This is a genomic window from Treponema sp. JC4 (assembly GCF_000260795.1).
Lineage (GTDB): Bacteria > Spirochaetota > Spirochaetia > Treponematales > Treponemataceae > Treponema_D.
In genome coordinates this window covers 280803-295317 of record NZ_AJGU01000001.1, presented here as the reverse complement: position 1 = coordinate 295317, position 14515 = coordinate 280803, and the positions used below count along the sequence as shown (strand labels likewise).

The following is a 14515-nucleotide window of genomic DNA, read 5'->3' as shown; positions in this document are numbered from 1 at the left end:
GATAATTATTCTTCTTTCCTTTTAGTCAGAATTTCATTATATTTATTTTGACTAAAAGGAGATTTCACAATGTCAGAGAAAAAGATTCCTATTACCCTTTTGTGTGGTTACCTTGGTGCGGGTAAAACTACCCTTTTGAACCGCGTACTTACAAATCAGAAAGGCTATAAGGTTGCCGTAATTGTAAACGACATCGGCGAAGTAAACGTTGACGAACGCCTTATTTCTAAAGAAGCACAGATTACAGACTCTTCAAGCCTTGTTCCTCTTACAAACGGCTGTATCTGCTGTACCCTTAAGAGCGACATGGTTCAGCAGATTGAAAACCTGATGAAAACAGGAAAATTCGACTACATCATGGTAGAAGCAAGCGGTGTTTGTGAACCAATGCCAATTGCCCAGGCTATGGAACAGATTGAAATCGGTTATGTTGATAACGTTGTCGGCGTTGTTGACGCAAGCCGCCTTGTAGAAGAATTCGATTCAGGTCACGCACTTGAAGAAACAATGAAGAAAAATGCCGAAGAAAGTGAAGAAGATATTGAATCACTTTTGATTCAGCAGATTGAATTCTGTTCAACCCTTATCATCAATAAACGCGACCTTGTAACAGACGAACAGATGAAGGTTGTCCGCGCTGTAATCAACAAGATTCAGCCAAGCGTAAAAGTAATTGAAACAACACGCTGCGAAGTTCCAGTAGAAGATGTAATTGGAACAAACCGCTTTGATTTTGAAACAGTTTATGCAAGTGCCGGCTGGGTAAAAGCTCTTGAAGAGCACGATGAAGAAGAAGACGATGATGATGACGACCATGACGAACACGAGCACGACGAGCATCATGAGCACCACCACGGACACGGTCACGACCATGATGATGACGACGATGATCACGATGAGCATGAACACGGACATCATCACCACCATCACGAGCACCGCCACGAAGGCGAAAGCGAAGACGAATACGGAATTGGAAGTTTTGTTTACTACCGCCGTAAGCCTTTTGACCGCGTAAAGCTTGATCAGTTTGCTTCAAAATGGCCAAGAAACATCATCCGTTCAAAGGGTGTTGTATGGTTCAGCGATGAAGAAGAAATGGCATACGTTCTGGAAACAAGCGGACGCCAGATTTCTGCAGGATATTCTGGACAGTGGCTTGCTGCCTGCCCTAAAGACGAGCAGGAACGCGTACTTGCAGAAGAACCACAGATGAAAAAAGACTGGGACGAAAAGGTTGGCGACCGCATGATTAAAATGGTAATCATTGGCCAGCACCTTGACCGCGAACAGATTGAAAAAGATCTGGACGCTTGTCTTGCAAAATAAGTAAAGCTAATGAAAGAGGGCGGAAGTAATTCCGCCCTCTTTTTTTTACAACTTACACAATTCAGTATTTACAACCTTCCAGCTGTCGCCTGATTTTTCAAGTTCAAGCCAGGCATAATTACCTTCCAGTAAAGGTCCCGGATTTATTACTACAGTATCTCCAATCTTATCTACAGCCTTACCTTCGTGGATGTGGCCGCAGACTACTGCTAGCGGTTGATTTTCCTTAATAAAATCTGCAAACAGCTGGCTTCCGGCGTGAAGTTCAGCATTTACTGCATCGCATTTTGTATCTTTTGGAGGATTGTGGCTTATCAAAATAAGGTTCTTCCAAAGACTATTGTCTCCAGTCTGCTCTACAGAAGTTTTTACAATATTAAAATCAGAAAGGATTTCTTCTTCTTCACGCTCGTTGGCTGTCTTTCCTGTAAAATATGTTCCGCCGCCACTTCCTGCAATTGCAAGCCCTTCGTGGAATACAAGAGTTTTTTCTACACAAATATCCTGATCTTCAAGTTCTTCAATAAATTCAGGCTCGTCGCAGTTTCCAAGAACAGCAAAGATTGTATCGTGCTTTGTACAGAGGGTATTTAATGCTTCCTTACCAGTTTCCGGCTTAAAGCACTCTGCAAAGTCGCCTGCAAAAATTACGGCATCTGCCTTTGCAAACTGTTCATCTAATTTTCCAACATTTTCATTATTTGCGTGTAAATCACTTAAAACTAAAATCTTCATTTCTATATCCTTTTATTTTATTAATTCAACTAAAAGTCCGGATTTTCTTTTTCAGAACGCTTTACATCCTTCCAAAGTGCAACTCCGCCCTTTCTATGATTTTTTACATAATAAAGCGCATGGTCTGCATTCATCATAACCGTTGCAAGATCATCCTTTTTATCAATATCCTGATTTGAACACAAGCCCATACTGAAACCAAGATACTTGCTGGAAGGTATATTAAGGCTGCCCCCAAGCATTTCTTCCAGATCTGGAATAAAATACTCTGCATCTTCAAGAGCCTTCCACAACCGCTGGTGCATAATTTTTGCATCTTCACTGCTTGTATCTGTCATTACAACAACAAATTCATCTCCGCCAAAACGGCTTACAAAATCAACCGTACGGCAGACTCTTTTTAAAAGACGGCCAAAGCTTGCAATTAAAAAGTCTCCGGCTTCATGACCAAAAGTGTCGTTATAATATTTAAAATTATCCAGATCTATAAAGGCAATTGTTTCTACAATCATGAATTTTCGGCGAGGTGTATAGCGGTGAAGCTTTTCAGATTCATTTGCAATATGTTCCTGCAAAGCCCGTCTGTTCTTTAACAGGGTAAGCAAATCTGTAGAAGAAAGATAAACAAGATGCTCTTCCTGCTTAATCATTACAATCTGAGCCTGAATATTGGAAATTGCAAGGTTGAGCACGTTTATCATTTCCATAGACATCTGGGTATGGCGTCCTGGAATAATAATCATACCGCCGACAAAATCAAATTTGGAAAGATTTCTGTAATACTGATGAAATACCGGGTCAAAGGTAAGATGCATCTGCTTTTCTTCGCAGGATTTCTGATAAAGTTCTTCCCATCTGCCGTTTACAATTTCCTCTCCGTCATTTCCGTTCGAAGCCGCAAGAAGTTTCCAGCCAGTTTCTGTACGTTCAGAAATATAAATATCCTCTGCCATCAGATAGTCCATTAAAGTCTGAACTACCCGGCCAAGATATTTTTCAAGATTTGAATTTTCTGAACCAAAGCCCATAATCTTATTTAAGAACTGATATTCATAAATTCGATTATGAAGCTGATTCATCAGGCTTTCTTTTTCTATCTTTTCTTCCAGATATTCCATATTCAGATTTAGCGGCTCAAAATCCTTTATGTCGCTTATATATTCGTCTATGGTCATGGAAGTTTTATTTTTAGTGTAATATGTAAAATGCTTTTCCTGGGCAAGAATAAATCCTTTTTTCATGTATTCTGTAGCTTTTTCTACAAAGCCCAGTTTTTTAAGAACCAGAGCATATTCATAATGCATGAAAACAACTCTGTGTTCCTGTCCGATAAATTTACTTGTATAGGCATTTACCGCCTCTTCAAAGGCTTCTTCAGAAAGCGGAACATTTCCTTCTGTTACAAAAACAATGGACTGCAGGAAGTTGTAAAAAGGCTGCTCCATCGGCGAAATTTCTGTATGTTTTTTTGCCAGGGAAGAACAGTTATTTCTTGCATGAATAAAATCGCCGTTATCAAATTCGATAATTGTTTTATAGAGCATGATATCGGCTGAACTTGGCATAAAGTTGAAGTCTTTTCGTTAGAAAGTCCCATCAGCTGAAGGAATCTTAAAATCTGATTAAAAAGCGAATAGCACAGCTCATAATGACGGGAATAGAAAAGTGAGAAAGTACAGTTTGTGATTGTAGATACAATCATAGGATATTCTGTAATTTCATATATGCGCGAGATAATTGAATTTATAAGGGAATAAGCCTCGTAATAATCTGCACGGCAAAGGGCTTCATAAGAAAGTCCGTTTCTGATTGTTAAAAGAGGAGGAAGTTCTCCCATCTGGGTTCTAAGTCGGTTACTTTCATTAAAAAGTATGGTCGACTGCTCGGTTTCCCCCATTTTAGAAAGAATCATTGCCTTCCAGTGAGAGCTTGATGCAATTTCCGGAATATCGCCTATCTGATTTGCAAGGCTATAGGCATCCTCAAGCTGTTCAAGAATAAAACCAAAATATTCGCGGGTTTCATAAAGAAAAACCGGAATCTGATTACAGGTATAAATGTAATTTATTGTAAGCCCGGCTTCCTTTAATGCCTTCAAAGCCTTTTTATAAAGCTCTATATAAGACGGATCGTCATAATTTTCGCAGCAAAAATATTCCATCATCAGGCCAAGCGGATAAAGGACATTTAATTCCTCTTCTTTTGCAATCTGCTCAACCAGAAGGGCATATTTTAAGGCCTGCTTTAAGTTTCTCTTCTGATGGAAAATCTTTGAAAGGAAAAGATATATTTCTGCCGCAAGGGCATCGTTTCTTGAACTTTCAATTACATTATTAAAGTATAAAACAGCTTCGTCTAAATCATTATTATAGAAATAAGCAAGACCTATTTCCTTGTAAATAATGCGGAGCTGCTCCGGGAAAAAATTATAAGTTCCTGATTTTTTAACAAAGGAATCTGCAAAACGTCTGTTTTCGCTTACAGCAAGAAATACCCGGTTATTTTCAAAAATATCCATTACCTGAGAAAAAGAAAATTCCCGGTCATATTTAGATTTAGGATGGTCCAGAAAAAGAGAACGGTCGCTTTCATCGCAGATATTTAAAAAATTCAAATCATTCTGTTTTTCAAGAAAATAATTATACAGGGAGTCGGTCGTGTTGTCTTCATCAAAGGAATCTATACAGAAGGTTATGGAACATCTGATATCAGATCTTTCAAGATCTTTCAGTATTTCAAAAGCTTCTTCGCCAATACACTGGGTATTTAAAATAAGAAAATCGCCGCTGACAATTTCTTCCATCATGGAAATAAGTGTCTGCCGCATGGTTCTTTTTTCAAAACCGATGTTATCGGAAACAAAAACATCAAAACGCTTGTCTGCAATTCCATTTTTCAAATAGGAACGGAAAGCTTTTTTCTGAGGAAAATAACAGAAGTCATCCAGTATGGAATCTGAAACCTTAAAGCCCGAAAGGATTTTGAAAAAAGGCGTAAGAGGAGAAAAGTCCTGGGCAAGGTCAATTATTGTTATTTCAGAATCCTCAAATAAAAGCGGAAGTTCTTTTATGTAAGCAGAAGTTCCAGAAAGAAATTTTACCTGAAAATTTGTATCAAAGACAAAATCTTTGATTACCGAGGCCTGTACCTCTGAGATATTCTTGATTTTTTGCTTCGATTTTCTAAAGGCAAATCTTTTCAATTACTTTCTTTAATTTCTCCATCTGCTCTTTTGTGCCCACTGTGATACGCACAAAATTTTCTATTCCCGGTGTATTAAAGTGGCGGATTAAAATACCCTCTTCTTTTACACGGCGGTAAAGGTCTTCACCGGCAATTCCATCTTTTTTTGCAAACAAAAAGTTTGTCTGAGAATTTAATACATAAAAACCTTTTTCTAATAAAAAATTATAAAAGGAATTACGCTCGTCCGCAACTTTTTTTGCACAGTCTACATAGTAGGCAGGATTTTTGCAGGCAGCTGTTCCTGAAACCTGAGCAAGGGCATCAATCGGGAAGTGATTTACACTGTTTTTTACAGTTGTAACAACATTTACAAGTTCAGGATTTGCAACAATGTAGCCAAGTCGCTGACCTGCCCCGCAAAGGCTCTTAGAGAAAGTTCTTACTATTACAAGATTTTTAAACTCTTTCAAAAGTGATATGCAGGATTCTCCGCCAAAGTCTACGTAAGCTTCGTCTACAATGAAAATTTCATCTGATGAAGCTGCTTCCAGCATTTGTCGTACCTGTTCACGTGTAAGTCCCAGGCCTGTAGGAGCGTTAGGGTTTGCAAAAATAATTCCGCCCTTATTGCCTGCGGCACGCTTAAGCATTTCCTCAGTATCTAAAGTCCAGTCAGCACGCAGAGGAACATTATCCATCGGAATATTGTAAAAGCCTGCATAAACAGGATAAAAGCTGTAGGTAAACTGAGGCATTACAAACTTCTTTGAAGAGTCAAAGAAGGCATAGAATACAAAAGAAAGAACTTCGTCACTGCCGTTTCCGCTGTAAATCATTTCCGGAGTTACGGCGAAGGGGATTTTGTCCTGGTCGGCAGGGCTAACTTCCCCGTTTGCAGAAACCTTTGCACGGCAGAGAACTCCGCCAGTCTTATTGAGCATGTCAGCAATGGCTGCGTGAAGCTCGTTTGAATCAGGGTCAGGGTAAACGCCCAGTTTTTCCGGGTGATTCTGTACAAAATCAATTACCGCCTTCTGCACTTCCGGGCTTGGCGGATAGGGATTTTCGTTTGCATTAATTTTTATATAGTCTCTGTCTTTAGGCTGTTCACCCGGAACATATGGGTGAAGGCCATTCATACGGCTTGAAGTTAACATTTACATACGCTCCAAATATGGTACAAGTACAAGGTTCATAGCATTCTTCATAACCTGAAGAGTACATTCTGCAAGATAGAGTCGGGCTGCGGCAACTTTCTTGTCATCAGCGTTCATAATAGAACAGTTCTGATAGAACTTACTGAAGAGCTTGCTTGTTTCGTAAAGGTAAGCTGCCATTACGCTTGAATCAAGATTTTCTGCTGCCTTCTGAACAGTTGCAGGGTAATCTCCAAGCTGCTTGATAAGTTCCCATTCTTCAGCAGCCTTCAAAAGTGCAACGCCATCTGCCGAATAATCAGCTTTCATGCCGGCTTCTGCTGCCTTTCCAAGAATTGAGTTGATGCGGGCACCCATATACTGAAGGTAAGGACCTGTATTTCCGTTAAAGCTGAGCGACTCTTCCGGATTAAAGAGCATATCCTTAATAGGTGTTGCCTGAAGCAGATAATAATGCAAAGCGCCAAGCGCTACTTTTTCTGCAACATCGTCTGCGTCACCTACATCACCGTCGCGGCCACGTTCCTTAATTGCTTCCAGAGCCTGAGCGTGCAAAGAATCAATCAAATCATCAGCGTCAACGATTGTACCTTCGCGGCTCTTCATACGTCCGCTTGGAAGGTTTACAAGACCGTAACTGAGGTGATAAAGCTTATCTGCCCATTCAAATCCAAGTTTTTTGAGGATATGGAAGAGAATCTTAAAGTGGTAGTTCTGCTCACTAGCAACAACGTAAACCAACTGATTAAAAGCCCAGTCATCGTGGCGGCTGATAGCAGTACCAATATCCTGAGTAATATAAACCGAAGTTCCATCCTTACGGAGAAGAACTTTTTCGTGATTGTCTTCGTCTTTTCCTTTACCGACAACGTCTGTTACATCAATGCGGACAGATCCGTCATCAGCCTTAAAGAATACGCCTTTTTCAAGACCTTTAAGGATCTCGTCCTTACCCTTAAGGTAGGTTTCGCTTTCCATGTAAAGTTTATCAAAAGAAACGCCTGTGCGGGCATAAGTTTCCTTTACGCCGTCCAAAGTCCAGTCGTTCATCTTCTGCCAGAGGGCGCGAACTTCAGGGTCACCCTGCTCCCACTTAATGAGCATATCTTCTGCCATCTGATTAGCTTCAGGATGAGCTGTTTCAGGCTTGTCTTTTTCGCCCTTAAGATAGCGGTCAAATTCAATATAGCACTGACCTACAAAGTGGTCGCCCTTCATTCCAAGGCTTTCAGGAGTATCGCCCTTTGCCTCGTGGAAGAGTTTATATGCCAGCATAGATTTACAGATGTGAACACCACGATTATTGATAAGGTCTACCTTGTAAACTTCAGCGCCCGCAGCCTTCAAAATGCGGCTTACAGATTCACCAAGGGCATCGTTACGAAGGTGTCCAAGGTGCAAAGGCTTATTTGTATTCGGAGAAGAATATTCAACCATTACGCGGCGACCTTCAAGCGGCTTTTTACCGTCAGAGCCGAAAGAACCATATTCGTCTTTCTGAGCGCGGATTGCATCCAAAATGCCAGCAGCGCTTCCTGCCTTATCAAGCTTTACGTTTACATAAGGACCAACAGCAAGGAATTCACCGATTGATTTATCTGTAATAAGTTTTGCAACCTCTGCAGCAATCTGAGGAGGTGCCATATGAAGTGATTTTGCAAATGCAAAAAGAGGAACTCCAAGGTCTCCCATTTCTGGTTTTGGTGGGGTTACAACCTGAATATTTTCTTCTTTTGCAAGCTCTGCTTCCGGAGCTTTTGCTTTTATAAATTCATTGAGAGCCGCACAAACAACCTTGCGGCATACTGATTTTGCATCTGCCATATAATATTCCCTAGTCTAAAATAAATTTCTTCTATTTTATTGATTTGACACAAGGCACGCAATATGATTTAATAAGGCAATTTGATAATGATTATCACTTTTAATTAAGGACATATATGGCACAATTAACCTGCGAGCACCTGACTTTAGGCTATAACTCGCGCATTATAATAGAAGATTTAAACTTTTCTATTAATAAAGGAAACTATCTCTGCATAATCGGCGAAAACGGTTCGGGAAAAACAACCCTTATGAAGACCCTTTTACACCTTCATAAGCCCATTAGCGGCCGTATTATTACAGGCGACGGCCTTCTTCCGGATGAAATAGGCTACCTTCCCCAGCAGACACAAGTTCAGAAGGACTTCCCTGCAAGCGTAAGAGAAATCGTTCTTTCCGGCTGCCAGTCCCGCTGCGGACGCCGCCCCTTCTATACAAAAGAGGAAAAACTTCTTGCCGCAGAAAACATGGAAAAAATGGGCATTACAGAATTTGCAAAACGCTGTTACCGCGAACTTTCAGGCGGACAGCAGCAGAGAGTTCTTTTAGCCCGCGCCCTCTGTGCCACCCAAAAAATGCTGCTTCTGGACGAACCAGTTTCTGGTCTTGACCCTATTGTTACAGAAGAAATGTACCGCCTTATCCAGCAGCTGAACAAAGACGGAATTACAATCATCATGATTTCTCACGACATTCAGGCCGCAATGAAGTACGCAAGCCACATTCTGCACATTGGCGATGAAGTTTTCTTCGGCAAAAAAGATGATTTCCGCCAGAAAGTTCCGCTTACAGGAAGGATTAAATTTTTATGATAGAAACCTTAGTACAGTATTTTTCATTTCCCTTTGTACGCTATGCCTTTATTGTAGGCGTTTTAATTGCCCTCTGTTCTTCTCTTCTGGGAGTAACCTTAGTTCTCAAACGCTTCAGCTTTATCGGTGACGGACTTTCTCATGTAGCCTTTGGAGGAATCGCAATTGCAAGCGTTCTCAATCTTTCTAACAACATGTATCTGGTGCTTCCCCTCACAATTTTAAGTGCCATCCTTTTACTCCGCGCCGGAAAAGACACAAAAATCCAGGGAGACGCTTCAATTGCAATGATTTCTGTAGGCGCCCTGGCACTCGGCTACCTTTTAATGAACATTTTTTCAACTTCATCTAACCTTTCGGGCGACGTATGTTCCACCCTCTTTGGTTCAACTTCAATTCTCACCCTTACAAAAGGCGAAGTTTACCTTTGCAGCCTTCTTTCCCTCTGCGTAATAATCGCATTCATTCTTTTTTACAATAAGATTTTCGCAGTTACCTTTGATCAGGACTTTGCAACCGCAGTCGGAACCCACGCAAGCATCTACAACCTTGCAATCGCAATCATCATCGCAGTAATCATCGTACTTGCAATGAACCTTGTAGGTTCCCTTTTGATTTCTGCCCTTGTAATTTTCCCTGCCATTTCTGCAATGCGACTTTTCAAAAGCTTTTTCTCTGTAACAATCTGCTCGGCAATCATTTCTGTTACCTGCGCAGTTACAGGCCTTTTAATAGCCATTCTTGCAGGAACCCCGGTTGGAAGCACAATTGTTGCTGCCGATATTTTTGTATTCCTGGTATTTTACACAATTGAATTTATAAAAGGACGATAAGATGAAGGGTCGTGCGGCATATCTTCTTCCTATATTTTTAACTTTAATTCTCTCTGCCGGCTGCAAAGCCAAAGCGCAAAGGCAAATGCCGCCCGCCCAGACCTTACAGGAAGAGCCAGTCCGCACACCAGACGATGGAACTTTCGGCAACAAACGACAAACACCTCCCCTTCCTCAAAAATCCGGTAAAATCGATGTTGACCTTACAAAAATGAATGCCAACATGATTTATTCCTACATTTTTGAAATGGTCGTAGATCCAGACTCTTACACCGGAAAAACAATCAAAGTAAGCGGATTTTTCTATTCAGTTGTTGATGAAGAAAGTGGCGAACGCTATTTTGCAGTAATCATCCCGGATGCTCTTGCCTGCTGCAAACAGGGAATGGAATTCAAATGGCTTGGAAACCACACCTACCCGGAAGATTACCCTGCCGAAAATCAGGAAATCACCATAACCGGCACCTACAAAACAGACACAATGGAAGGCGACATTACCTATTCTTATCTGGAAGTGTCAGAGCTAATTTTTTAAAATCACACTTTCCGCCCGGTAGCTATTTAGGTAATTTTATAATTATTTTACACAGAACGATTCCATTGTCATATCATACTCTTTGGAAATTTCTTCCGCCTGCCAGTTTTCTTCAATGCGTTCATAAATGCTCTTGCGGTTTTCTTTTTTATACAGTTCTGCATCACTTAAAAGGGCATAAAACTGACTTCTGGAAGACTGGCAGACCGCATCACTCTGGCGCAGGGAAGACTGCAAAACAGAAAGGAAGATTTCCTCTGCAACATCTTCTGCAAGCTTTGCCCCTTCTTTAGGCTTAATTACAAAATATAAAAGATGAGCATCTGCCTCATTATGACTTGCAAGGCGGACTGTGTACTGGTAAATCAGGCGGAACTGCTCAAAAGAAAGCAGGAAGGCGCCAGGCTTAATATTACGCTCTTCAAGAATTTTTACAGCTCCCTGAATACCATTAGTTGAAGCTTCCATAAGACTTGCAGCCCCGTCCTCAACTTCACTGTAAAAAAGATAGCCGTGCTTACCGTTCTGCTTTACGTTCAAAAGCGCCTTATCTGCCATTTTACAGAGCTTTTCAAAATCTGTACCGTAAACAGGAACCGGAACACAGCCAAGAGAAGCTCCCAGAGGAATATTCATATCAGGTCCCATAAACTCCTGGGCAGACTCCAGCAGTATTTTATTAATAAAGCGGACCTTTTTATCAATTACAATTTCATCACTTACATTTTTGCAGAAGGCAATAAATTCATCACCGCCAATGCGGCCCACAATATCAGAAGCCCGGACAACCGCCTGCAAAATCTCTGCAAAGCGGATAAGGATTTTATCACCCATATCGTGGCCGTAAATATCGTTTATAAGCTTAAAGGAGTCCAGGTCAATTATCATTAAAACGCCCTGGCTCGTCTTACAAAGTTCACTGATTGTTTCCTGGGCTCGAGCCTTATTTAAAAGCCCTGTCATAGGGTCTGTAGAGGCAGCCTTTGTAAGTCCATGGATTTTTTCTACAGTCTGAAGAATGTTTCCCACACGCTTTAAAAGAACATCCGCGCGGAAGGGCTTTCTTATAAAGTCCAGAGCTCCGTTTTCAAAGCCCTGGCTTTCTGTCTCGTCAGCCTTGTCGGCAGTCATAAACATAAAAGGCACCTGATAGCCCGCAATTTCGTTTATTTTCTGCTGCAGCTGGTAACCGCTCATCTGGGGCATATGAAGATCAGAAAGAATCAGATCCGGTTTATGTAATGAGTAAAATTCAAGAGCTTCGTTCCCGTCGCTTGCGCTCACCGTTTCATATTCCGAAGAAAGAATATGCTCGGTCATCATAAGAGAAACCTTTTCGTCGTCAACAATCATTATTGTCTTCATTACACTTATAATAACACGGAAAAATTAGACTAACAAACAATTTTAAACTATTATTATGATATGCAGGATTCATTTAAAAATTACGGCTGCTTCCCGGGAAGCGAAAAATGGGAGCAGGCAAGTAAACGCGAAATCGAACTATATTCAAGAAATAACGGAATACGCTCGGAATTTGAGCGCGATTACACCCGAATACTTCACAGTCAGGCCTTCCGTCGACTTAAACATAAAACTCAGGTCTTTTTTGCCCCTCATAATGACCACATCTGTACCAGAATGGAGCACGTTCTCCACGTTGCTTCGGTTGCAACAGAAATTGCAAAATATCTTGGCTTAAACACAGAATTAACCCAGGCAATTGCCACCGGCCACGACATTGGGCATGCACCTTTTGGCCACCACGGAGAAGACTGCCTCAACAATCTTCTTGAGCAGAAGGAAGGTCTAAATGCTCCAAAAAAATTCTGGCACGAAAGGAATTCTCTCTTTTTTGCAGACTATATAGAAACGCTTGCAGACCCAAACGGCGTTGAACAGCCTTTAAACCTTACTTACGCAGTTCGTGACGGACTTATCTGCCACTGCGGGGAAATTGACCAGCAGGGAATCAAGCCAAGAAAAGATGCAATAGACCTTTATTCCATGAAGCGCCCCGGCCTTACCCAGCCCTTTACCTGGGAAGGCTGCGTTGTAAAAATTGCAGATAAAATCGCTTACCTGGGCCGCGATCTGGAAGATGCCCGCACCTACCACGTAATAGACATGGCTTCCTACCGCCAGTTGCGAGAAATCGTAGGCTCTACTCTGGGCTTTGAACGCAAGGGTGCACGTGCCCTGCGCTCAGGAAAAGCCGTAAACACAACAGTTTTAATCAACGACCTGATTGTTGACCTTTGCGAACAGTCCAGCCCCGAAAAAGGCCTTTGTTTTTCTGATGAATATTTCCGCTTTATTCTGGAGCTTAAAAAATTCAATTTCAGCCAGATTTACAGCCACTGGCGTCTTAAGGAATTCGGCATTTACGCAGAAAACATAATCCGCACAATTTTCCGAACCCTTATGAAAACCCAGATTTATGCAAAAACCGGCCGTGTAAGTCAGGTACTAAGATATTACCCGAAACTCTGCCACACCTTTGAAGAATGGCTGATAAAGCATACTAATTACAGACCCTGGTCAGCAGAAAAACACGATTATGTAAACAGAAAACAGATTTTAAGGTTTAACACCCCGGTCGTATTTGATATAAATGATAATGAATCCTTTACAAAGTGCATTATAGAATATATTTCCGGCATGACAGATCAGTATGCAATTCAGGTATACGAAGAAATAATTACCTTCTAAAGTATCAGGGTAAGTTTTGCCCCGCCTTCTTCCTTATTTGACGCATAAATCTCAGCACCTAAAGCCTGGCTCATAGTTTTGGCAATAGAAAGACCAAGACCTGAGCTCTTGTTTTTTAATTCGCGGGTTCTTGCCTGGTCACCCATGTAAAAACGGTCAAAAACCTTAAATACTTCATCCCCTTTGAAGCCCGGCCCGTTATCAGCTTCAGAAAGAACAATCTTTCCTTCCTCTTTTTCTGCGGCAAGTTCAATTTCAAGACCTTTTTCCGAAGCGGCATACTTTATGCTGTTTGAAATAAAGGCTGTAAAAATCTGATGAAGCATATCAAAATCAGACTCAAGGATAATTTCTTCATTAATACGGCAGTTGATTGTCAGAGGGCTGGTCTTTTCTATATTTTCTATAGAAAGAAATTCCTTTTTCAGGGTTTCAAAGAGTTCAGAAACCTTAAAAGAGCTTATTTCCGGCTTAAGGCGTCCGCTTTCGTATCTGCTGATTTTAAGAAGATTTTCTATAATAGCCTGCATGGACTTTGTTTCTGCCTTAATTGAATTAAGGGAAGTTTCCAGCTGCTCAGGATTTTCTTTTCCCCAGCGCAAGAGAAGGTTAGTCTGCCCGCTGATTACAGAAAGAGGAGTTTTTAATTCATGAGATACGTCGCTTGAAAACTGGCGTTCCCGCTCAAAATCCTTTTTTATCTGAACAAAAAGTTCATTGAAGGTTTTTGCAAGCTGATCAATTTCATCATCACGTTTTGAAACTGGCAACGCCTTATCAATATCGCTTATAGAACGGCTTTTAGCCTCAGACGTAATTCGTATTACCGGCTGAATTGTACGTCTGGTTATGGAAAAAGAAATTAAAAAGGAAATTATCAGAATAAAAAGCAGAGCCGGAATCATTACATAGGGAATGACAGGAAAAAGCTTTGAAAAATAATCCGAATCTATATAAACCGCAATAATAATTTTTACATCACCCAAATCAACTAATTTATAATTTCTTGCGTAATAAAGAATTTTAAGGTTTCCGTCCGAAAAATAATTTTTTTCAAAATAGATTCTGGGCTTTTGAGTTACAGGAAGAATTAGAGGAATAAAAGGATCATTAGAAACAAGAGTTTTATTTTCCTTTTCATTATACACAGTATAGGAAATATAATAAGGAAGCTTAAACAAAGGTTCCCGGTAATATTCAAAATCCTCAGGCTTGGGAAAAGAAAGAACCCTTACTACTTCATCATAACTTTGAACAAGTTCTATACCACGCCTGATAAATACTGTCTTATTTGTTATAAAAATAAGAAGCGATGTTACAAGAATAACTGCGGAGGCAACCACCGCAGTAAACTTAAGCGAGAGACGAAAGGAAAAAGATTTAAATAATTTCAAA

General features: G+C 40.7%; 12 protein-coding genes. 5 read left to right on the top strand and 7 right to left on the bottom strand.

Annotated features, from left to right (window positions below; genetic code table 11):
- The first annotated feature begins 69 nt into the window (after nucleotides 1-69).
- Nucleotides 70-1326, top strand: a complete 1257-nt coding sequence (locus MSI_RS01145; RefSeq protein ID WP_009102801.1) for a GTP-binding protein — start codon at nucleotides 70-72, stop codon at nucleotides 1324-1326.
- 45 nt (nucleotides 1327-1371) lie between these two features.
- On the opposite strand, the gene MSI_RS01140 is transcribed toward MSI_RS01145, so the two are convergent.
- From MSI_RS01140 to argS, 5 genes are read right to left on the bottom strand one after another with little or no spacing between them, the layout of a single operon-like run.
- The gene (locus MSI_RS01140) at nucleotides 1372-2061 is read right to left on the bottom strand and encodes a metallophosphoesterase (protein WP_009102799.1); all 690 of its coding nucleotides are present in this window, start codon (nucleotides 2059-2061) and stop codon (nucleotides 1372-1374) included.
- A 29-nt stretch (nucleotides 2062-2090) separates the two neighbouring features.
- Nucleotides 2091-3506 carry a GGDEF domain-containing protein gene (locus MSI_RS01135; RefSeq protein ID WP_009102797.1) on the bottom strand — a complete coding sequence of 472 codons (1416 nt, stop codon included), beginning with the start codon at nucleotides 3504-3506 and terminating at the stop codon, nucleotides 2091-2093.
- Nucleotides 3461-5263 carry a lipopolysaccharide assembly protein LapB gene (locus MSI_RS14625; RefSeq protein WP_009102795.1) on the bottom strand — a complete coding sequence of 601 codons (1803 nt, stop codon included), beginning with the start codon at nucleotides 5261-5263 and terminating at the stop codon, nucleotides 3461-3463. Before MSI_RS14625 ends, MSI_RS01135 begins: the two co-directional genes overlap by 46 nt.
- On the bottom strand, nucleotides 5244-6404 hold the full coding sequence (hisC, locus tag MSI_RS01125) for a histidinol-phosphate transaminase (protein ID WP_009102793.1): 1161 nt from the start codon (nucleotides 6402-6404) through the stop codon (nucleotides 5244-5246). Before hisC ends, MSI_RS14625 begins: the two co-directional genes overlap by 20 nt.
- Nucleotides 6405-8228: an arginine--tRNA ligase gene (gene argS, locus MSI_RS01120; protein ID WP_009102791.1), complete on the bottom strand. Its 1824-nt coding sequence runs from the start codon at nucleotides 8226-8228 to the stop codon at nucleotides 6405-6407.
- Between the two features lie 116 nt (nucleotides 8229-8344).
- On the opposite strand from argS, the gene MSI_RS01115 reads away from it, so the two are divergent.
- Genes MSI_RS01115 through MSI_RS13710 form a run of 3 tightly spaced genes read left to right on the top strand, consistent with a single transcriptional unit; the run spans nucleotide 8345 to nucleotide 10408 of the window.
- A complete protein-coding gene (locus MSI_RS01115) occupies nucleotides 8345-9040 on the top strand; it encodes a metal ABC transporter ATP-binding protein (protein ID WP_009102789.1) in 696 nt (231 codons plus the stop codon).
- A complete protein-coding gene (locus tag MSI_RS01110) occupies nucleotides 9037-9873 on the top strand; it encodes a metal ABC transporter permease (RefSeq protein ID WP_009102787.1) in 837 nt (278 codons plus the stop codon). Before MSI_RS01115 ends, MSI_RS01110 begins: the two co-directional genes overlap by 4 nt.
- A 1-nt stretch (nucleotide 9874) precedes the next feature.
- On the top strand, nucleotides 9875-10408 hold the full coding sequence (locus MSI_RS13710) for a hypothetical protein (protein ID WP_009102785.1): 534 nt from the start codon (nucleotides 9875-9877) through the stop codon (nucleotides 10406-10408).
- A gap of 42 nt (nucleotides 10409-10450) precedes the next feature.
- On the opposite strand, the gene MSI_RS01100 is transcribed toward MSI_RS13710, so the two are convergent.
- On the bottom strand, nucleotides 10451-11773 hold the full coding sequence (locus tag MSI_RS01100; protein ID WP_009102783.1) for a diguanylate cyclase domain-containing protein: 1323 nt from the start codon (nucleotides 11771-11773) through the stop codon (nucleotides 10451-10453).
- Between the two features lie 60 nt (nucleotides 11774-11833).
- Here MSI_RS01100 and MSI_RS01095 point away from each other — a divergent pair, with 60 nt between their 5' ends.
- Nucleotides 11834-13120: a deoxyguanosinetriphosphate triphosphohydrolase family protein gene (locus MSI_RS01095; RefSeq protein WP_009102781.1), complete on the top strand. Its 1287-nt coding sequence runs from the start codon at nucleotides 11834-11836 to the stop codon at nucleotides 13118-13120.
- Here the strand turns inward: MSI_RS01095 and MSI_RS13705 are convergent.
- Nucleotides 13117-14514: a cell wall metabolism sensor histidine kinase WalK gene (locus MSI_RS13705; protein ID WP_155815452.1), complete on the bottom strand. Its 1398-nt coding sequence runs from the start codon at nucleotides 14512-14514 to the stop codon at nucleotides 13117-13119. The two genes, MSI_RS01095 and MSI_RS13705, sit on opposite strands and share 4 nt — an antisense overlap.
- Nucleotide 14515 lies beyond the last annotated feature (1 nt).